The following is a 17,505-nucleotide window of genomic DNA, read 5'->3' as shown; positions in this document are numbered from 1 at the left end:
CTTCTGCAGAAAGAGTCTTTGATCGCATGCCAGATGATCGGAGGGGAGACTCGATGCCATTTGGGGCTAGACTACGTTCTACAAAACTGCGAATCACGTATGAAGCCATCAGCAAATTTCTGTGAGGTTGTGCTGAGACTATGAAGCAGCTGCGAAGAGCGACTATCTTAGGTAGATGAAGAAACAAGTCGACTTTGAGAGTCCGCCGGTCATTGAGGTTGTGCTTGGGGTGTCGTTCAGCCGCCTCGAGAAATTCATGATCCCGCACTTTGGTGGTTACTGGAAGTCGTTGTCCGGCGAGTTTACCAAGATTGAGGATCAACCCCCGATCGTCGGTGAAAATCGCGACTTTGCGGAAACTACGATACCGTCTCGCGTTTGGTTTTCAAATGATGCTGGAACGCGGCTAATTCAGCTTCAGCAGGACAGGTTTATATTTAACTGGCGTCGGCAGGATGGTGACCCTAACGAATATCCAGAATTTTCCAAGATATTCCCAGAGTTTGTCGCGGCTTTCTCTCACTTTCAAGATTTTCTGTCGAAGGAGAAGATTGCAGAAGATGTGGCGGTGGAGGGGCTTGAGCTGACATACGTCAATATAATTAAATTTGATTCGATTCATTGTTGCGTCCAGCGTCCAGGCGATGCATTCGTTGATCACCGACGTGACGTGTCGCGCGAGCGGTTCTTGCCCGAAGTTCAAGATTTCAGCTGGGTTAGCGTCTATGAGATGCCCAAGCAAATGGGAAAGCTCAGCGTGGACGCAAAATCCGCAAAGCTATCAGTCAGTCCCAAGGCGCGTGTAATTAGACTTTTGCTGACGGCGAAGGGTGCGCCGGCCTCATTTGATGACGATGGATTCCAAATGTGGTTCGATTGCGCTCACGATCAGATAGTTAATGGATTTGCGGACATAACTGATGAATCCGTGCAGCGGAGAGTTTGGGGAAAAAGATGACAAGTATCGGAGCGACACTGACCGACCAATATCTCGAACTACCGTTCACAACGGAGAAGACGTCGGTTGTGGAGCGGGTTACAAAAGTGACAACGGAGCTCTTTGAGACAATAGGCTCTGTACCGAGAAATAAGGCTAGTATTCGCCTGCGACCGGAACAAGCGGCTTTGCAGAGCGACAATGGTCACTCAAATTTGAGGAAGCAAGAGCTTATTCGTGCGCTGACAAGTGGAGACTTAGGGCGCACATTTGGGGAAGCGACGCCATCGGTGGTCTCTCGCAAAACTGCGGTCGAATTCGTTGAAAAGATACCGGCGGGACTTAGCATTCCTCAAGCTGCTTCGGATGGGGAAGGAGGAATCCTATTGCTTTGGGAGCGTCCGCCTGTTCTAATGTTGACAATTGACGAAGACTGCTTGTACCCGATCTTGAGGCCGGGGACTCCAGCCTCTTGCCACCTCACGGCGTTTAGAATAACCGGCGGCGAACTTCCTAGTGAGATTCTTGAGAATATCCCAAAGCATTGAGTGGCCAATAGAGTTTCTCTTGTCTGTCTCGGGCAAGCTATTGGCCAAGTGCAATGTTAGACTGGAAATCAAAGATCAACATCGCCTATTTCGTCAAATTTGGCTCCCGCACATGGGAAACAGTATAGGCGATCTGAAGCCTAAGATGGTCTATCAATTCTCATCCGGAAACGGCCAAAATGAATCGCTGATTTGGAGTAAGTTTTGTTCGTGTGCGCCGTGTGTGCATTCACTCAGCTGTCGTGCTGAGCGCCGTAGGGCGAAGGGGAAATACAGCGGTTTCCTAGCATACGATGTAGGGTCTCTAAAGAAGTATCGAAACCCAAATGGCCATGGCTTTAGGGTCATACACTCCCCCTCTGAAGGCATTCAGCACGTACATATTACGTATGACCCTTCCGAAGAAAGACCATTTTCTAAACCCGACAAGAACGAACTAAAGATTGCCTTGGCTGAAACCCTTTGGGTTCGCCGTGATGAGCATTCGTGCCAGGCGACCTAACCTCACCCCTTCCCCTCCACCCAGTCCATCACCTCCTCCAGCAACTCCCCCGTCGCCTGCTTGCCGGTGAAATGCAGGCACCAGCCGTTGCGGGTCATCTCGCGGCGCATCACCAGGCCGGATTTCAGCCGGACCTGACGCCGCGGCCGGCCCGGGCGCGGATCGGAGGGCGCGGCGGCGCGGGCCTCGGCCTCGGCCTCGCGCAGGACATTCTCGAGCACCGCCCATTGCGCCGCCGAACTGCTCGCCCGGGATTGCCGCAGCGCCCCCTCGATCAGGTCGGTGAAGCCGCCGCGGCAGGCCGCCGCCAGCCGTTCGAGCTGCCGCATCGACAGCCTCTCGGGCGTCAGCAGCACGTCGTAGAGCTCTTCCACCACCACCGCCACGGCGCGAATCCGGGCCCGGCGCTGGCGGCTGGCGGCGGGGTAGAGCGCGGCGACGGCGGCATCGACGGTGGGAAAGTCGTCGGGCACCGAGGTGACGGCGATCCGGGCCTGATCCCAGGGCGAGATCGCGGCCCGGATGTCGTTCTCCTCGACCATCATCCGCAACAGCTGGTCGCGCGAGGCATGGCGGACGACGGCGGGAATGGTCTGGAACGAGGCGTCCTCGGGCCGGGCGGCGTGCAGGCGGCGGAAGGCGGCCAGGCGACGATGCCCCGAGACCAGGCCGAAGCCGGGCCCGGAACGGTCGTGCAGCAGGTGCAGTTCGATCGGGCTGCGCAGCCCGTTGGCGCGGATCGAGGCGCAGAGCTCTTCGAGCCCGGATTCGTCGGTGACGGAACGATCGCGCGGCAGGCTGTCGGCGTCGATGGCGTCGAGGGGGATCAGGCGGATGTCCATGAGGCGCTCCTGTTGCTGGGCGCGGCAAGGATGGGCGCGGCCGGGTAAAGGCGGAGCAAGCGGGGCGCACGCAGCGGCTTTTCAACCGGCCGATGCAGGGCCATAGTGATTGGATGAATGATTTGGAGCACAAAATGGATTGGCAGGAAGTTCTGGGCGGCATCAGCGGCGGAAGCTGGGCCATGATCGTTCTGGCGATCTTCATTGTCGTCGTCGTCTGGCTGGGGGTGCGGATCGTGCCGCAGTCGGAAAAGCATGTGGTCGAGCGGTTCGGCCGGCTGCGCTCGGTCCTCAATCCGGGGATCAACCTGGTGGTGCCGTTCCTTGACGTGGTGCGCCACAAGATCTCGGTGCTGGAGCGGCAGCTGCCGACCGCCAGCCAGGATGCGATCACCGCCGACAACGTGCTGGTGAAGGTGGACACCAGCGTGTTCTACCGGATCATCGAGCCGGAAAAGACCGTCTACCGGATCCGCGACGTGGATGCGGCGATCGCCACCACGGTGGCGGGGATCGTGCGCTCCGAGATCGGCACGCTGGAGCTGGACGCGGTGCAGTCGAACCGCTCGGCGCTGATCGCCAAGGTCAAGGAGGCGGTCGCCAATGTGGTGGACGACTGGGGGATCGAGGTGACCCGGGCCGAGGTTCTGGACGTGAACCTGGACGAGGCGACGCGGGCGGCGATGCTGCAGCAGCTGAACGCGGAACGGGCGCGGCGGGCCCAGGTGACCGAGGCCGAGGGCACCAAGCGCTCGGTCGAGCTGAAGGCCGACGGCGATCTCTATGCCGCCGAGCAGGAGGCCAAGGCCAAGAAGGTGCTGGCCGATGCCGAGGCCTATTCGACCGCCGCCATCGCCATCGCGATCAAGGAGAACGGGCTGGAGGCGGCGCAGTATCAGGTCGCGCTGCGCCAGGTCGAGGCGCTGGCCAAGGTGGCCGAGGGCAGCGGCAAGCAGACGATCATCGTGCCGGCGCAGGCGCTGGACGCCTTCGGTGACGCCTTCAAGATGCTGAAGGGGCGGCTCTGATGCTCTGGCAGTCGGGCTGGTTCTGGATCGTGATCGGCTTTGCCATGGGCACCGCCGAGACGCTGTTGCCGGGGTTCATCCTGCTGGGCTTCGGCCTGGGCGCGGTGCTGACCGGGCTGCTGCTGTTCCTCGGCGTCGTGGGCCAGTCGCTGCCGGTGGTGCTGCTGGTCTGGGCCGTCGCCTCGGCGCTGGGCTGGGTGATCCTCAAGGCGGTCTTCACCCGGCATCAGGCCCGGCCGAAGATCTGGAAGAAAGACATCAATGACAACTGACCCGGTCTTTCGGCTCTACCAGCTGCCCGGCTGGGGCTCGGCCATTCCCGAGGCGCAGCTGGCGTTCTACGGGCTGGGCTACGAGCTGATCGAGACCGGTAATGTCACCGATCCGGCAAGTTCGGTGGCGGCGATCCGGGAGGTCAATCCGCTGGGCCAGTTGCCGGTGCTGGACCTGCCGGACGGCACCCGGATGACCGAGACCGCGGCGATGACCCTGCATCTGGCCGACCTGGCCGGGAGCGAGGCGCTGGTGCCGGGGCCGAAGGCGCCCGAAAGGGCCGATTTCCTGCGCTGGCTGATCTTCATCGTCGCCAATATCTATCCCTGTTTCACCTTTGCCGAGGTGCCGACGCGCTATGTCTCGGACGCCGAGGCGGGGGATTATCGCGAGCGGGTAACGGAGCGCGAAAAGCACCTGTGGCGGGTGCTGGGCGAGGCCGCGGCGGCGCGGGGCGGCCCCTGGGTGCTGGGGCAGAGGTTCTCGGCTCTCGACATCTATGTCGCGGTAATGGCCAACTGGCGGCCCGGCCCGTCCTGGTTCGGGGAATACGAACCCGGCCTGCTGGCCATCGCCCAGGCAACGGCGGCACGGCCCGAGCTGGCGCCGGTCTTTGCGCGGAACTTCCCGGCCGGAGCTCCCGGCGCCGCCCCGTGAGCGGCGCGCCGTTCAGCGGCGCCAAGCTGGCTGTTCTGGTCGGGGACGCCCTGCTGGTGATGCTGCGCGACGACCGGGACGACATCCCCTATCCCGACCGATGGGACCTGCCCGGCGGCGGCCGCGAGGGCAGCGAGACGCCGCTGCGATGCGCCCTGCGCGAGACCCGCGAGGAGCTGAGCCTGGAGATCGCCCCCGAGGCGGTGCATTGGGGGCGCGACTTTCCCGGCACCCGTCCGGGGCAGGACCGGGTCTGGTTCTTCGCGACCCGAGACGACGGGCTGGACCTGGGGCGGGTGCGGCTGGGCGACGAGGGCCAGCGTTGGGCGCTGATGCCGGTGGCCGAGTATCTGGCGCATCCGCGTGCTATCGCGCCGCTGGTCGAGCGATTGCGGGTCTACCTGGCCGAGCGGGGCGCCTAGCATCGCCCTGGTGCCGTAGGCGAAAGCCCGGCCGCCGCCCGTTGCACGACGGCGATGGATCGCCTAAATCGAGGCCATGAGCCTGCGCCCCATCATATTGCATCCCGATCCGAGGCTGAAGAAGCCCTGCGAGCCGGTGTCGATCATCACGCCCGAGCTGAAGCGGCTGGCCGAAGACATGCTGGAAACCATGTACGAGGCGCCCGGCATCGGGCTGGCGGCGCCGCAGGTGGGCGTGCTGTCGCGGCTGCTGGTGATGGACTGCGTCAAGGACGAGACCGCGCCGCAGCGGCCCATGGTCCTGTTCAACCCGCGCATCACCTGGGTGTCGGAGGCGTTGAACACCTATGACGAGGGCTGTCTGTCGATCCCCGAGCAATATGCGCCGGTGACCCGGCCCGCCGAGGTCGAGGTGGTCTGGCAGGACATCGACGGGCGCGAGCAGACCGAGCGGTTCGACGGGCTCTGGGCGACCTGCGTGCAGCACGAGATCGACCATCTCGATGGCAAGCTGTTCATCGACTATCTGACGCCGCTGAAGCGGCAGCTGATCACCCGGAAGATGCAGAAGCTGAAACGCGAGCGGGCCCGGGCATGACGGCCTTTGCCAGGCGGTCGGCCTGATGGCGGTTCTGCCCATCCTGTGCTGGCCCGATCCGCGGCTGAGCCAGCCCTGCACGGTGGTTGACGCCTTCGATCCCGGCATTGCGCGGCTGGCCGGGGACATGCTGGAAACCATGTATGCCGCCGAGGGGCGCGGCCTGGCAGCGCCGCAGGTCGGCGACATGCGGTTTCTCTTCGTCATGGACGTGGCCTGGAAGGAGGCGGCGCCAGACCCGCGGATCTTCGTCAACCCGGTGATCCTGGAGCGTGGCGGCGAGGCCGTGGACCTGGTCGAGGGCTGTCTCTCGATCCCCGATTGCCCGGTGCCGCTGCGGCGCCCGGGGCAGGTGAGGCTGGCCTGGCAGGACCTGGAGGGGCGGGCCTGCGAAGAGGTCTTCGAGGGGTTCGCGGCGGCCTGCGTCCAGCATGAATGCGACCATCTGGACGGTGTGCTGATCCTGGACCGGGCCTCGCCCGAGGTCCTGGCCGGGCTGGCCGGGCCTCTGGATGCGCTGCGGGCGGCGGCATGATCCGGCCCTTCCTGCCCTGGCCCGACAAGCGGCTGCGGATCGCCGCAGCGCCGGTCGAGGCGCTGACCGAGACGGTGCGCGACGTCTGGGAGGACATGGTCGAGACCATGGAGGCGATGCCGGGCTATGGACTGGCCGGGCCGCAGATCGGGGTGATGCTGCGGCTGGCGGTCGTCGATGCCTCGCGCGAGCGGGGACAGGCGGTCCGGATGGCCAATCCGGAACTGCTGCATGTCTCGACCCAGATGCGCGACCATGAGGAAGGCAGCCCGAACCTGCCCGGAGTCTGGGCCCGGATCCAGCGGCCGAGGGCGGTGACGGTGCGGTTCCTGAACGAGGCGGGCGAGATCGAGGAAAAGGATTTCGTCGGGCTCTGGGCGACTTCGGTGCAGCATCAGATCGACCATCTGAACGGGCGGATGTTCTTTGACCATCTGTCGCCGGTGCGGCGGTCGATGTTGCTGAAGAAGGCCGAGAAGCTGAGGAAGCAGGGATGAACCACGCGCCGGGCGCCTGTGGCCGCCGGGGGAGCCTCCGGCGGGGATATTTGGAAGGTGAAGGGGCATGAGGCTGGTCTTCATGGGAACGCCCGATTTCTCGGTGCCGGTGCTGGATGCGCTGGTGGCGGCGGGCCACGAGATCGCGGCGGTCTATTGCCAGCCGCCGAGACCGGCCGGGCGCGGCCAGAAGGAACGGCCCTCGCCGGTGCAGGCGCGGGCCGAGGCGCTGGGTCTGCCGGTGCACCATCCGCGCAGCCTGCGCGCGCCCGAGGCGCAGGCCGGGTTCGCGGCGCTGGAACCGGACCTGGCGGTGGTGGTCGCCTATGGGCTGATCCTGCCGCAGCCGGTGCTGGATGCGCCGCGGCTGGGCTGCCTGAACATCCATGCCTCGCTGTTGCCGCGCTGGCGCGGGGCGGCGCCGATCCAGCGGGCGGTGATGGCCGGCGATGCCGAGACCGGGGTCTGCATCATGCGGATGGAGGCCGGGCTCGACACCGGCCCGGTGCTGCTGCGCGAGGCGCTGCCGATCGGCGCCGAAGAGACCTCGGGCCAGCTGCATGACCGGTTGAGCGCCCTGGGCGCGCGGCTGATCGTGCAGGCGATTGCCGGGCTGGACGGGTTGCAGGCGCAGCGCCAGCACGAGACGGGCGTGACCTATGCCGCCAAGATCGACAAGACCGAGGCGCGGGTGGACTGGACCCGCCCGGCGGTCGAGGTCGATCGGCTGATCCGCGGGCTGTCGCCCTTTCCCGGCGCCTGGTGCGAGGTGGCGGGGGAGCGGGTCAAGCTGCTGGGCAGCCGGCTGACGCAGGGCGCGGGGGAACCGGGGGCGCATCTGGGCGGATTCCGGGTGGCCTGCGGCAGCGGCGCGGTCGAGGTGACCGAGGCGCAGCGGCAGGGCAAGCGGCCGATGGCGGCGGCCGATCTGCTGCGCGGCTGGGAGCTGCCGGAGCGGCTCGACTGAGGTTCGGGGTTGCCGGCGGCGGCGGCGGCGACTATTCCGGCGAAAATCCGGAGGCGCGGGCGATGACGGACACTCCTGACACAGGGACTCTTGCGAAGGCCGACGAGCGGCTGATCGTGGCGCTGGACGTGCCGAACGCGCTGGAGGGCATGGCGCTGGCCGAGCGGATCGGCGATGCCTGCGACTTCTACAAGATCGGGCTGGGGATGCTGGCCGGCGGCGGGCTGGGCCTGGCCTGCGAGCTGAAGGACCAGCTGGGCAAGCGGATATTCCTGGACCTCAAGCTGTTCGACATCGGCGCCACGATCGAGGCCGCGGTGCGCGGCTTGGCGCCCTTCGGGATGGATTTCCTGACCGTGCATGGCGATCCGAAAGTGGTCGCGGCGGCGCGCGAAGGGGTTGGCGGCGGGGTGACGAAAATCCTCGCGGTGACGATCCTGACCTCGCTGGAGCAGGAAGACCTGGGCGCCATGCTGATCCGGCCCGGCACCCTGTCCGAGATCGTGGTCGAGCGGGCGCAGCGGGCCTTGCGGGCCGGGGCCGACGGGGTGATCTGCTCGCCCGGGGAAGCGGCGCCGATCCGGGCCCTGCCCGAGGCGCGCGGCAAGCTGATCGTGACGCCGGGGGTGCGGCCCTTCGGCAGCGCCATGGGCGATCAGAAACGGGTCGCCACCCCGGCGCAGGCGGTGGCGGACGGCGCCGATCATATCGTTGTCGGCCGCCCGGTGCGGCTGTCGGACGATCCGCGCGGCATGGCGCTGCAGATCGCGCGGGAACTGGCCTCGCCCCAGGCGCAGCGGCCGAACCGCTGAGGCACCCTAGCCGCGCTTGATCATCCAGATCAGCCCGGGGGCATAGCCGGCCTGTTCCAGCAGCGCGATCTTCGAGTGCCAGGCCGCCGGGCAGACGACAAGGGCGGTGTCCCGCCCCCTGCCGGCGCAGGCGGCCTCGGCGGCCTGCAGCAGGGCGGCGGCCGAACCGCCGCTGCCGGACAGGGCCGCCGGATCGGCGAATTCCGTGGCATAGTAGTCGTCGATCACCCCGATCCCGGAAAAGTCATGCGCGGCGGGGAAATGCAGCGGCGTCGCAGGCTGGGCGATGACATAGCCGGTCATCGCGGGGCCGGTCCCGGCGACGCGCATGTCGCGGTCGGTCAGGGTCAGGCTGCGGGTCATCCAGGCGGCGAAGCGGGCATCGGCCTCGGGATGCGGGACCCAGAACGGATCGAGCGCCGCCAGCGTGGCGCGATTCGCGGCGCTGAGCGTGGTGATGGCCGGGACATCGGCCTCGGTCGCCGCCCGGACGCCCGCCGGTGCCGCGGTCTCCAGACCGGATTTCGTCAGATAGAGGGTCAGCGGCACATATCCGGCCCGGGCAAGCGCGGCCTGCCCGGCGCCGCCCGGGAGCGTGGCCGACAGCAGGAGGCTGGCCCCGGCCTCGCGCAGACCGGCCTCGGCGGCGGCGCGCAGCCGCGCCCCGGTGTCGGGTGGTGCCCCGGCCGCCAGGGCGCCATCGGCCAGCAGCAACCCCGGTTCTCCGAAGCGCCCGGCATAGATCGGCGGCACCGGCAGATGCATCGCATGGGCGAGGCCGGCCAGCCGCGCCCCGTCCTCGGCGATCCACCAGGCTTGCCGGACCGGCTGATCCCCGGGTCCGAGGGCCCGGGTCAGCGCCTGCACGATCCGCTGCCGCGCATCGTCGGCCAGTCGCCAGAGCGCCGGGTCGCGCCGCTGCCGCGCCCGGGCATCCTCGTGCAGCAGCGTGGCCATCGGGTCGATATCGGCGGGCGTGGCGCCGCGGAGGGTCAGGGGCATCGGGGGGCTTTCGGTGGCTGCGGATCGGCGGCCAGCCTAGCAGAGACCGGAGCGCAGGGCACGCGCCCTTTTCAGGTCGCCGGGCAAGGCAGGCAGGCGCGGCGCGGGCCGAGAGGGCAGGCGCCTCCGGCGGGAGTATTTGCAACCCGAAGATGGAGAGGGGAACACCCTGCCCCGAGACCGGGGACAGGGTGCCATCTTCGGGTGCGGTCATCGGCACTCCTGCCTGTCCCGCCGGATCAGTCTGGCGCGCCGAGGTTAAGAAAGCCTTACCATCTTTGGGGCAAAAATACTCCCGCCGGAGGCTCCCGCGCTCCGGGCCGCGCCAACGGCCCGATCAGTAGATCACGACCGAGCGGATGCTTTCCCCGGCATGCATCAGGTCGAACCCCTTGTTGATCTCGTCCAGCGTCAGGCTGTGGGTGATCATCGGGTCGATCTCGATCTTGCCGTCCATGTACCAGTCCACGATCTTCGGCACGTCGGTGCGGCCGCGGGCGCCGCCGAAGGCGGTGCCTTTCCAGACCCGGCCGGTGACCAGCTGGAAGGGGCGGGTCGAGATTTCGGCCCCGGCGGGGGCGACGCCGATCACGATCGACTGGCCCCAGCCGCGATGCGCGCATTCCAGCGCCTGGCGCATGACGGTGACATTGCCGGTGCAGTCGAAGGTATAATCGGCGCCGCCGATGGTATCGCCGCGGCGCTTGGTGAGATTGACCAGATAGGGGACGATGTCCTCTCCGATCTCGGTCGGGTTGACGAAATGGGTCATGCCGAAGCGTTCGCCCCACATCTTCTTGTCGTTGTTGAGATCGACGCCGATGATCATGTCGGCGCCGGCCAGCCGCAGGCCCTGGATCACGTTCAGCCCGATGCCGCCGAGGCCGAAGACGACCGCGGTGGCCCCGACCTCGACCTGGGCGGTGTTGATGACCGCGCCGACCCCCGTGGTGACGCCGCAGCCGATGTAGCAGATCTTGTCGAAGGGCGCGTCGTCGCGGACCTTGGCCACGGCGATTTCGGGCAGCACGGTGTGGTTGGCGAAGGTCGAGCAGCCCATGTAGTGCAGGATCGGGTCGCCATCGAGGGTCGAGAAGCGCGAGGTGCCGTCGGGCATCAGGCCCTGGCCCTGGGTGGCGCGGATCGCGGTGCAGAGATTGGTCTTGCGCGACAGGCAGGACGGGCATTCGCGGCATTCGGGCGTGTAGAGCGGGATCACGTGGTCGCCGGGTTTCACCGAGGTGACTCCGGCGCCGATCTCGAGCACCACGCCGGCGCCCTCATGGCCGAGGATCGCCGGGAACAGGCCTTCGGGGTCGGCGCCCGAGAGGGTGAATTCGTCGGTGTGGCAGATGCCGGTGGCCTTGATCTCGACCAGGACCTCGCCGGCCCTGGGGCCGTCGAGATTGACCTCCATCACTTCGAGCGGTTTTCCGGCGGCGGTGGCGACGGCGGCGCGGGTGCGCATGGGGAACCTCCTTGGTGGCTTCGTCCCATGGTTAGCGGCTGCGCCGGAGACGGCAAGCCGGAACGGCGGCAAATGGCTTGTCCGGCGGGTCGGTCGGGCGTTAGAACGGCGCCGGAGGAAGACGGAATGCGAGTGCTGGTGATCCTAACGGCTTTGGCATGCGGGGTTGCGGGTTGCGCGCGGGTCGCCGAGAAATTCGAGCCGCCGGCCCGGTTCGAACTGCCGGAACTGCCGAGCGACAGCTGCAATTCGGCGGGGTTTCGCGGCTTTGTCGGCCAGTCCTCGGCGGCTCTGGGAACGGTGTTCATCCCCGAGCCCTACCGGGTGCTCGAGGAGGGCGCGCCGGTGACCCAGGATTACAATCCGATCCGGCTGAACTTCGACCTGGCGACGGATGGCACGGTGGTGCGGGTCTGGTGCGGCTGAGCGGGCTCAGGCGTCGAGCAGGGCGGCCAGGGCGCGGCGTGCGCGGGTTGCGTCGGCCAGGGTGACGCGGTCGAGCGTGGCGAAGAACGCTTCCTGCGCGTCGGCCAGGGCGTCGCGCAGCCCGCAGGCGGGCAGGATCCGGCAGGACTTGTCGGGGCCGAAGCATTCGACCACGGGTTCGCGGCGTTTCATCGCCCGGACGACGGCGCCGACCGGGATCTGATCGGCGGGGCGGGCCAGGGTCAGCCCGCCGTGGCGGCCGCGTTCCGAGGCGACGAATCCTGCGCGGGCCAGCTGGGTCGCGACTTTCGACAGATGGGTCTCGGACAGGCCGTGGAGCGCGGCGATTTCCGAGGTCGGCACCCGGTCCGGGGCGCGGACCGCCAGGGTCATCAGCACCCGCAGGGCGTAGTCGGTGAACTTGTCCAGCTGCATGGTCGATATTTAGCATTTACAATGCGCAATTAGAAGCGGTAGATAATGCGCATCAGAAATGCCGATTAAGGGGTGGGCCGATGTCTGTCGCCAAAGCAATCCTGTGGCCGGGAACCAAGGTCTGCGAACGTCTCGGCGTGGATCCGGAGGGCGAGGCCGGGCTGATCCGCTGGATGGTCAACACCTTTGTCTACCTGGTGCTGAGTCTGGCCGTGGTCTGGATCGTCGTCGCATGAGCATGCCTCCGAGAATCCCCGTCAGCGAGGCGCAGATCGACCGGGTCGTGGCGCGCTTCTATGCCCGGATACGGGCGCATCCGGCGTTGGGGCCGATCTTTGCGGGCCATGTCAGCGACTGGCCGGCGCATGAAGAGAAGATCGGCCGGTTCTGGCGCAATGCGCTGTTGCTGCAGCGGAGCTATGACGGCAATCCGATGCAGGTGCACCGGGCGGCGGGCGATGTGAAGGCGCGGCATTTCCCGGTCTGGCTGTCGCTGTTCGACCAGGTGCTGGAACAGGAACTGCCGCCGGAACTGGCCCAGGCGTGGTCGGCGCTGGCGCATCGGATCGGGCGCGGGCTGAGCTTCGGCCTGCCGCCGGAAGACAACGGGACCGGCCCGCCGGACCTGGGCGGACGCTCGACGGCCGGGTTCCGGATCCCGGCCGGGCCGGGCGATTGACCGGGGGGCATGGAGAACTTTCGCGCCTGTCGGAAAGACAAAACGCAATGCAGTGCAACAAGCGCCTTGCACAGGGGAGCGGGTTTCTGTAATCCGCCCAGCGTCGGAGTGTAGCGCAGCCTGGTAGCGCACCTGCTTCGGGAGCAGGGGGTCGGAGGTTCGAATCCTCTCACTCCGACCATTCATCCCCGAGACGCTTTCCGTGGACAGGCACTGCCCCGATGGCGGAGCTTGCGGGTCCGAGGTCCTGCAGGTCAGGGGGAACGGCATAGATGAAAGCTGGAATCGCGGCACTGGTGGCGGGCTATGTCCTGTCGCAATTCTATCGCGCCTGCCTGGCGGTGCTGACCCCGGTGCTGAGTGCCGAGCTGGGGGCCACGGCGGGCGAGCTCAGCCGCGCCTCGGGCATGTGGTTCCTGTGTTTCGCGGTGATGCAACTGCCGGTCGGCGCGGCGCTGGACCGGTTCGGGCCGCGGGTGCTGACGGCGGGGCTGCTGGCCCTGGGCGGTGGCGGCGGCGCGGCGCTGTTCGCGCTGGCGCAGGGGCCGACCGGGGTGATCTGGGCGATGGCGCTGATCGGGGTCGGCTGTTCTCCGGTGCTGATGGCCTCTTACTACATCTTCGCCCGGCAGTTTCCGCCGCGGATGTTCGCCACGCTGGGCGGTGCCGTCGTGGCGGCCGGGAGCCTGGGCAATGTCGCCGGCACGGTGCCGCTGGCGCTGATGGTCGAAGCGATCGGCTGGCGCACGACCCTGTGGGGCCTGACCGGGCTGACCCTGCTGGTGGCGGCGGTGATCCTGACCTTCGTGCGGAATCCGCCGGCGCATGAGAGCGGCGGCCGGGGCGGCTCGGTCTTCGACATCCTGCGGCTGCGGGTGCTGTGGCCGCTGTTCCCGCTGCTGACGGTCAACTATGTCGTGGGCGCGGCGCTGCGCGGGCTCTGGGTCGGGCCCTACATGCGGGACAGCTACGGGATGGGGGCCGAGGGGATCGGCTGGGTCAGCCTGGCGATGGGGCTGGCGATGATCCTGGGCAATCTGGTCTACGGCCCGCTGGACCGGCTGTTCGGCACCCGGAAATGGGTGATTCTGGTCGGCAATGCCCTGTGCGGGCTGATCCTGGTCATGCTGGCGGCCTGGAGCGGTGCGCCGCTGGGCGTGGCGGTGGCGCTGATCGCGCTGGCGGGGATGACCGGCGCCTCGTTCCCGCTGATCATCGCCCATACCCGGGCCTTTGCGCCGCCGCATCTGGCCGGGCGGGCGGTGACGCTGATGAACCTGTTCTCGATCGCCGGGGCCGGGGTGTTCCAATATGCCAGCGGCTGGGTCTTTGCGGCCTCGGGCGGCAGCTATCCGGTCCTGTTCCTGTTCTTCGGCCTGCCGCTGCTGGCCGGGGCGCTTGTCTATGCCTTCGGACGCGACAATCTGGCCTGAGCGCGGGCCAAAACGAATGTTGATGTGCGCCATTCCGGCAATTCGCTTTGCACGGCAGCGACAAGGCGCTATGAGGCCACGTCTTTTGACAAACAGGAGGCCCTGATGGGGTATCGAGTCGTCGTTGCGGGCGCCACCGGCAATGTGGGCCGCGAAATGCTGAACATCCTGGCCGAGCGCCAGTTTCCCGCCGATGAGGTGGTGGCCCTGGCCAGCAGGAAATCGCTGGGCACTGAGATCAGCTATGGCGACAAGACGCTGAAGACCCAGGACCTGGAGGCGTTCGATTTCGCGGGCTGGGACATTGCCCTGTTCGCCGTCGGTTCGGAGGCCACCAAGATCTATGCGCCGCGCGCCGCCAATGCCGGCTGCGTGGTGATCGACAACTCGTCGCTCTATCGCTACGACGCGCAGATCCCGCTGATCGTGCCCGAAGTGAACCCCGACGCGATCGAGATGGTGAAGAACAAGAACATCATCGCCAACCCGAACTGCTCTACCGCGCAGATGATGGTGGCGCTGAAGCCGCTGCATGACCGAGCGCGGATCAAGCGGATCGTGGTTTCGACCTATCAGAGCGTTTCGGGCGCCGGGAAAGAGGGCATCGACGAGCTCTGGGACCAGACCAAGGGGCTGTATGTTCCGGGCCAGGAAGTCGATCCGTCGAAATTCCAGAAGCAGATCGCCTTCAATGTGATTCCGCAGATCGACGTCTTCATGGATGACGGTTCGACCAAGGAAGAATGGAAGATGGTCGCCGAGACCAAGAAGATCATGGACAAGTCGATCAAGGTCACCGCGACCTGCGTGCGGGTGCCGGTCTTTGTCGGCCATTCCGAGGCGATCAACATCGAGTTCGCGGAATTCCTGGACGAGGACGAGGCGCGGGACATCCTGCGCCAGGCGCCCGGGGTGCTGGTCGTCGACAAGCGCGAGCCGGGCGGCTACGTCACCCCGGTCGAATGCGTCGGGGACTATGCCACCTTCGTGAGCCGCATCCGGCAGGATTCGACGACCGAGAACGGGCTGAACCTGTGGTGCGTGTCGGACAACCTGCGCAAGGGCGCGGCGCTGAACGCGGTGCAGATCGCCGAGATTCTGGGCAACCGGATACTGAAGAAAGCCTGACGGCGGAAGGCGGCGGGCTTCGGCCCGGCCCCGACTCCCCTTGCCAGACCGTCACGGCTGGGGCAGCCTTCGGGGCATTGGCCCCCGGAGGATTTTTCATGCGCGTTGTTCTGAACTCCTGTCTTGCCGTGTTCCTGCTGGCCTTTCCCGCCGCAGCCGAAACCTTTGCCCTGCCTTCGAAGGTCGAGGCGGTGACACTCTATCCCTGGGGGGCGCAGGTCGCCCGGCGGGTGGAGTTCACCGCCCCCGCCGGCCTGCATTCGCTGGTGATCCCCGATCTGCCCGCCGGAACCCCGGCTGATGCGCTGCGGATCGTGGCGCCCGAGGGGGTCAAGGTCGGCGCGGTGGCGCTGGCGGCCGACCGGCAACCGGCGACCGAGGACCTGACCCGGCCCGCGATCAAGGCCGCCCGCGCCGAGGTGGAGCGGCTGGAGGCCGTGCTGCGCGACAAGCAGCAGGACATCGCGCTGATCCGGCTCAGGGCCGAGGCGGCGGATGCGCAGGCGCTGTTCCTGCGCGGCGTCGGCAAGGACGGGGCGGTGACCGGCACGGCCGAGGAGATTCGCGCCCTGGCCGGCACCATCGGGGCGGAAATCCTGGCCGCCCGGACCGAGGCGCTGCGGGCCACGCAGGAGGCCGATGCCGCCGAACGGGCCCTGAAGCCGGATGTCGAGGCGCTGCACAGGGCCCGGCAGGCGCTGGAGGCGCTGACCGACAACCCCGAGACCGCGACCCTGACGATGACGGTGCAGACCGAGGCCGAGGGTCCGACGGCGTTGACCGTTCTGGTCTTCGTGGACGAGGCCGGCTGGCGCCCGGTCTATGACCTGCGGCTGACCCGGGGCGAGACCGACGCGATGATCGCCGAGCGCGGCGTGGTCGTCTCGCAATACAGCGGCGAGGACTGGCTGGGGGTCAGGCTGACGCTCTCGACCGCGCGGCCGAGCGGGCAGAGCCGGCCCTCGGTGGTCTATCCGGACCGGAAGGCGATCATCGGCGAGAACGAGCGCTATGCCTCCGGCTCGCTGGACCGCAAGGCAGGCGGCGCGGCGGCTCCGCCTCCGGCATTCGCCGAGGAGGCGCCGGTGGTTCTGGAGGAAGCGGCGGTCGAGATGGCCGGCGCGATCGTCACCTATGTCTATCCCAACCCGGTCGATCTGCGTTCCGGTGTCGAGGACCTGCGGCTGGCGCTGGATACGCTGACCCTGACGCCGGAGGTCAGGGCGGTGGCGGTGCCCGCGTCGGACGAAACCGCCTTTGTCGTCGCTACCACCCGCAACAGCACGCCCGAGGTTCTGCTGCCCGGCGAGGCGGTGCTGTGGCTGGACGGCCAGCTGGTCGGCGGGACCGATCTTCCGCTGGTCGCCGCGAATGACAAGGTCGATATCGGTTTCGGCCCGATCGACGGGCTGCGGCTGACCCGGACGGTGCCGAACCGCAGCGAGGGCGATACCGGATTCGTCTCGCGCTCCACCCAGCTGGACGAGACGGCGCTGCTGACCATCGAGAACCTGACCGGCGAGGACTGGCCGATCCGGGTCATCGACCGGGTGCCTTATTCGGAACAGGACGATCTGTCGATCAGCCACTCGGCACGGCCGAAGCCCAGCGAAGAGGATCTTGACGGCAAGCGCGGCGTGCTGGCCTGGGACTTCGAGATTGGCGCCGGAACCAAGCAGGTGATCGAACTGAGCTACTCGATGAGCTGGCCCAGCGGATTCGTCCTGGAATGAGCATCGCGCACCCGGAGGGGCAGGACGCGGGCCGGTGGCGGCCCTGGCTGGCGATCCTGGCGATCCTCGTGGCGACGGGGCTCTACCTCTGGCTTTCCGGGCGGTCGCTGATCTGCGACTGCGGCTATGTGCTGCTGTTCACCGGGGCCGATGATCCGGGCGGCTCGCTGCATGTCTCGGACTGGTACACGCTGTCGCATGTCATCCACGGCTTCCTGTTCTACGCGGCGCTGTGGCTGGTGGCGCGGAAGGTGCCGCTGCGCTGGCGGCTGGTCATCGCGGTGGCGGTCGAAGCGGTCTGGGAAATCTTCGAGAACTCCGCCTTCATCATCGAGCGCTACCGGGCAGTGACCATCTCGCTCGACTACAACGGCGACACGGTGCTGAACTCGATCTGCGACATCCTGGCGATGATGCTGGGATTCTGGGCGGCGCGGCGGCTGCCGGTCTGGGGCAGCGTCGTGGCGATCCTGGCCTTCGAGGCGCTGGCCGCCTGGGCGATCCGCGACGGGCTGGCGCTGAACATCCTGATGCTGATCTGGCCGCTGCAGGCGGTGCTGGACTGGCAGGCGGGCGGCTAGGG

At 67.0% G+C, this 17,505-nt stretch carries 21 protein-coding genes and 1 tRNA gene; 18 read left to right on the top strand and 4 right to left on the bottom strand.

All coding sequences use genetic code 11. The features are described 5' to 3' along the window. Nucleotides 1–175 precede the first annotated feature (175 nt). Nucleotides 176–958, top strand: a complete 783-nt coding sequence (locus tag NUW50_RS08040; RefSeq protein WP_258288587.1) for a TIGR04255 family protein — start codon at nt 176–178, stop codon at nt 956–958. A 1,031-nt stretch (nt 959–1,989) separates the two neighbouring features. On the opposite strand, the gene NUW50_RS08035 is transcribed toward NUW50_RS08040, so the two are convergent. After that, nucleotides 1,990–2,829 carry a ParB/RepB/Spo0J family partition protein gene (locus NUW50_RS08035; RefSeq protein ID WP_258288586.1) on the bottom strand — a complete coding sequence of 280 codons (840 nt, stop codon included), beginning with the start codon at nt 2,827–2,829 and terminating at the stop codon, nt 1,990–1,992. Between the two features lie 182 nt (nt 2,830–3,011). On the opposite strand from NUW50_RS08035, the gene NUW50_RS08030 reads away from it, so the two are divergent. The 9 genes from NUW50_RS08030 to pyrF all read left to right on the top strand — a co-directional run bounded on the left by NUW50_RS08030 (nt 3,012) and on the right by pyrF (nt 8,618). After that, on the top strand, nt 3,012–3,857 hold the full coding sequence (locus NUW50_RS08030) for an SPFH domain-containing protein (RefSeq protein WP_443135105.1): 846 nt from the start codon (nt 3,012–3,014) through the stop codon (nt 3,855–3,857). Continuing rightward, entirely contained in the window at nt 3,857–4,129 is a 273-nt protein-coding gene (locus tag NUW50_RS08025) for an NfeD family protein (protein WP_258288584.1), read from the top strand. The genes NUW50_RS08030 and NUW50_RS08025 overlap by 1 nt, the downstream gene beginning before the upstream one ends. Continuing rightward, nucleotides 4,119–4,787 (top strand): glutathione S-transferase family protein, encoded by a 669-nt coding sequence (locus tag NUW50_RS08020; protein ID WP_258288583.1) that lies wholly within the window; start codon nt 4,119–4,121, stop codon nt 4,785–4,787. The genes NUW50_RS08025 and NUW50_RS08020 overlap by 11 nt, the downstream gene beginning before the upstream one ends. After that, nucleotides 4,784–5,209, top strand: a complete 426-nt coding sequence (locus NUW50_RS08015) for an NUDIX hydrolase (protein ID WP_258288582.1) — start codon at nt 4,784–4,786, stop codon at nt 5,207–5,209. Before NUW50_RS08020 ends, NUW50_RS08015 begins: the two co-directional genes overlap by 4 nt. Before the next feature lie 76 nt (nt 5,210–5,285). Next, nucleotides 5,286–5,807, top strand: coding sequence for a peptide deformylase (gene def, locus NUW50_RS08010; protein WP_258288581.1), 522 nt, complete (start codon nt 5,286–5,288; stop codon nt 5,805–5,807). A 25-nt stretch (nt 5,808–5,832) separates the two neighbouring features. Next, on the top strand, nt 5,833–6,342 hold the full coding sequence (gene def / locus NUW50_RS08005) for a peptide deformylase (protein WP_258288580.1): 510 nt from the start codon (nt 5,833–5,835) through the stop codon (nt 6,340–6,342). Then, the gene (gene def, locus NUW50_RS08000; RefSeq protein WP_258288579.1) at nt 6,339–6,839 is read left to right on the top strand and encodes a peptide deformylase; all 501 of its coding nucleotides are present in this window, start codon (nt 6,339–6,341) and stop codon (nt 6,837–6,839) included. The genes def (NUW50_RS08005) and def (NUW50_RS08000) overlap by 4 nt, the downstream gene beginning before the upstream one ends. 67 nt (nt 6,840–6,906) lie before the next feature. Next, nucleotides 6,907–7,806, top strand: a complete 900-nt coding sequence (gene fmt, locus NUW50_RS07995) for a methionyl-tRNA formyltransferase (protein WP_258288578.1) — start codon at nt 6,907–6,909, stop codon at nt 7,804–7,806. Nucleotides 7,807–7,868: 62 nt separating this feature from the next. Further along, nucleotides 7,869–8,618, top strand: a complete 750-nt coding sequence (gene pyrF, locus NUW50_RS07990; protein WP_258288577.1) for an orotidine-5'-phosphate decarboxylase — start codon at nt 7,869–7,871, stop codon at nt 8,616–8,618. A gap of 6 nt (nt 8,619–8,624) precedes the next feature. On the opposite strand, the gene NUW50_RS07985 is transcribed toward pyrF, so the two are convergent. Continuing rightward, nucleotides 8,625–9,620: a hypothetical protein gene (locus NUW50_RS07985; protein ID WP_258288576.1), complete on the bottom strand. Its 996-nt coding sequence runs from the start codon at nt 9,618–9,620 to the stop codon at nt 8,625–8,627. Between the two features lie 337 nt (nt 9,621–9,957). After that, nucleotides 9,958–11,088, bottom strand: a complete 1,131-nt coding sequence (locus NUW50_RS07980) for an S-(hydroxymethyl)glutathione dehydrogenase/class III alcohol dehydrogenase (protein ID WP_258288575.1) — start codon at nt 11,086–11,088, stop codon at nt 9,958–9,960. A gap of 132 nt (nt 11,089–11,220) precedes the next feature. On the opposite strand from NUW50_RS07980, the gene NUW50_RS07975 reads away from it, so the two are divergent. Next, a complete protein-coding gene (locus NUW50_RS07975) occupies nt 11,221–11,514 on the top strand; it encodes an I78 family peptidase inhibitor (RefSeq protein ID WP_258288574.1) in 294 nt (97 codons plus the stop codon). 6 nt (nt 11,515–11,520) lie between these two features. Here the strand turns inward: NUW50_RS07975 and NUW50_RS07970 are convergent, their stop codons facing one another. Further along, on the bottom strand, nt 11,521–11,949 hold the full coding sequence (locus NUW50_RS07970; RefSeq protein ID WP_258288573.1) for an RrF2 family transcriptional regulator: 429 nt from the start codon (nt 11,947–11,949) through the stop codon (nt 11,521–11,523). An 80-nt stretch (nt 11,950–12,029) separates the two neighbouring features. Between NUW50_RS07970 and NUW50_RS07965 the strand changes: the two genes are divergently transcribed. The 7 genes from NUW50_RS07965 (at nt 12,030) to NUW50_RS07935 (ending at nt 17,503) form a co-directional block, all read left to right on the top strand. Further along, nucleotides 12,030–12,185, top strand: a complete 156-nt coding sequence (locus tag NUW50_RS07965; protein ID WP_258288572.1) for a hypothetical protein — start codon at nt 12,030–12,032, stop codon at nt 12,183–12,185. Continuing rightward, nucleotides 12,182–12,628, top strand: a complete 447-nt coding sequence (locus NUW50_RS07960; RefSeq protein ID WP_258288571.1) for a group III truncated hemoglobin — start codon at nt 12,182–12,184, stop codon at nt 12,626–12,628. Before NUW50_RS07965 ends, NUW50_RS07960 begins: the two co-directional genes overlap by 4 nt. 104 nt (nt 12,629–12,732) lie before the next feature. Beyond that, nucleotides 12,733–12,809: transfer RNA gene (locus NUW50_RS07955), tRNA-Pro, on the top strand. 91 nt (nt 12,810–12,900) lie between these two features. Then, a complete protein-coding gene (locus NUW50_RS07950) occupies nt 12,901–14,061 on the top strand; it encodes an MFS transporter (RefSeq protein ID WP_258288570.1) in 1,161 nt (386 codons plus the stop codon). A gap of 105 nt (nt 14,062–14,166) precedes the next feature. Beyond that, nucleotides 14,167–15,189, top strand: a complete 1,023-nt coding sequence (locus NUW50_RS07945; RefSeq protein WP_258288569.1) for an aspartate-semialdehyde dehydrogenase — start codon at nt 14,167–14,169, stop codon at nt 15,187–15,189. A gap of 98 nt (nt 15,190–15,287) precedes the next feature. Continuing rightward, nucleotides 15,288–16,922, top strand: a complete 1,635-nt coding sequence (locus NUW50_RS07940) for a DUF4139 domain-containing protein (protein ID WP_258288568.1) — start codon at nt 15,288–15,290, stop codon at nt 16,920–16,922. Beyond that, on the top strand, nt 16,919–17,503 hold the full coding sequence (locus NUW50_RS07935) for a DUF2585 family protein (RefSeq protein WP_258288567.1): 585 nt from the start codon (nt 16,919–16,921) through the stop codon (nt 17,501–17,503). Before NUW50_RS07940 ends, NUW50_RS07935 begins: the two co-directional genes overlap by 4 nt. Nucleotides 17,504–17,505: the final 2 nt, after the last annotated feature.

It is taken from the genome of Frigidibacter sp. ROC022 (assembly GCF_024723735.1).
Taxonomy (GTDB): domain Bacteria; phylum Pseudomonadota; class Alphaproteobacteria; order Rhodobacterales; family Rhodobacteraceae; genus SLM-1.
Note: the sequence above shows the minus strand (reverse complement) of the source record. Positions and strands in the feature narration are given on the sequence as shown.

What these genes read in the sequence shown, in the direction of transcription:
- NUW50_RS08040 (WP_258288587.1), top strand. Translation starts at nt 176, where the DNA reads ATGAAGAAACAAGTCGACTTTGAGAGTCCGCCGGTCATTGAGGTTGTG.
- NUW50_RS08035 (WP_258288586.1), bottom strand. Translation starts at nt 2,829, where the DNA reads ATGGACATCCGCCTGATCCCCCTCGACGCCATCGACGCCGACAGCCTG.
- NUW50_RS08030 (WP_443135105.1), top strand. Translation starts at nt 3,012, where the DNA reads ATGATCGTTCTGGCGATCTTCATTGTCGTCGTCGTCTGGCTGGGGGTG.
- NUW50_RS08025 (WP_258288584.1), top strand. Translation starts at nt 3,857, where the DNA reads ATGCTCTGGCAGTCGGGCTGGTTCTGGATCGTGATCGGCTTTGCCATG.
- NUW50_RS08020 (WP_258288583.1), top strand. Translation starts at nt 4,119, where the DNA reads ATGACAACTGACCCGGTCTTTCGGCTCTACCAGCTGCCCGGCTGGGGC.
- def (WP_258288581.1), top strand. Translation starts at nt 5,286, where the DNA reads ATGAGCCTGCGCCCCATCATATTGCATCCCGATCCGAGGCTGAAGAAG.
- def (WP_258288580.1), top strand. Translation starts at nt 5,833, where the DNA reads ATGGCGGTTCTGCCCATCCTGTGCTGGCCCGATCCGCGGCTGAGCCAG.
- def (WP_258288579.1), top strand. Translation starts at nt 6,339, where the DNA reads ATGATCCGGCCCTTCCTGCCCTGGCCCGACAAGCGGCTGCGGATCGCC.
- fmt (WP_258288578.1), top strand. Translation starts at nt 6,907, where the DNA reads ATGAGGCTGGTCTTCATGGGAACGCCCGATTTCTCGGTGCCGGTGCTG.
- pyrF (WP_258288577.1), top strand. Translation starts at nt 7,869, where the DNA reads ATGACGGACACTCCTGACACAGGGACTCTTGCGAAGGCCGACGAGCGG.
- NUW50_RS07985 (WP_258288576.1), bottom strand. Translation starts at nt 9,620, where the DNA reads ATGCCCCTGACCCTCCGCGGCGCCACGCCCGCCGATATCGACCCGATG.
- NUW50_RS07980 (WP_258288575.1), bottom strand. Translation starts at nt 11,088, where the DNA reads ATGCGCACCCGCGCCGCCGTCGCCACCGCCGCCGGAAAACCGCTCGAA.
- NUW50_RS07970 (WP_258288573.1), bottom strand. Translation starts at nt 11,949, where the DNA reads ATGCAGCTGGACAAGTTCACCGACTACGCCCTGCGGGTGCTGATGACC.
- NUW50_RS07965 (WP_258288572.1), top strand. Translation starts at nt 12,030, where the DNA reads ATGTCTGTCGCCAAAGCAATCCTGTGGCCGGGAACCAAGGTCTGCGAA.
- NUW50_RS07960 (WP_258288571.1), top strand. Translation starts at nt 12,182, where the DNA reads ATGAGCATGCCTCCGAGAATCCCCGTCAGCGAGGCGCAGATCGACCGG.
- NUW50_RS07950 (WP_258288570.1), top strand. Translation starts at nt 12,901, where the DNA reads ATGAAAGCTGGAATCGCGGCACTGGTGGCGGGCTATGTCCTGTCGCAA.
- NUW50_RS07945 (WP_258288569.1), top strand. Translation starts at nt 14,167, where the DNA reads ATGGGGTATCGAGTCGTCGTTGCGGGCGCCACCGGCAATGTGGGCCGC.
- NUW50_RS07940 (WP_258288568.1), top strand. Translation starts at nt 15,288, where the DNA reads ATGCGCGTTGTTCTGAACTCCTGTCTTGCCGTGTTCCTGCTGGCCTTT.
- NUW50_RS07935 (WP_258288567.1), top strand. Translation starts at nt 16,919, where the DNA reads ATGAGCATCGCGCACCCGGAGGGGCAGGACGCGGGCCGGTGGCGGCCC.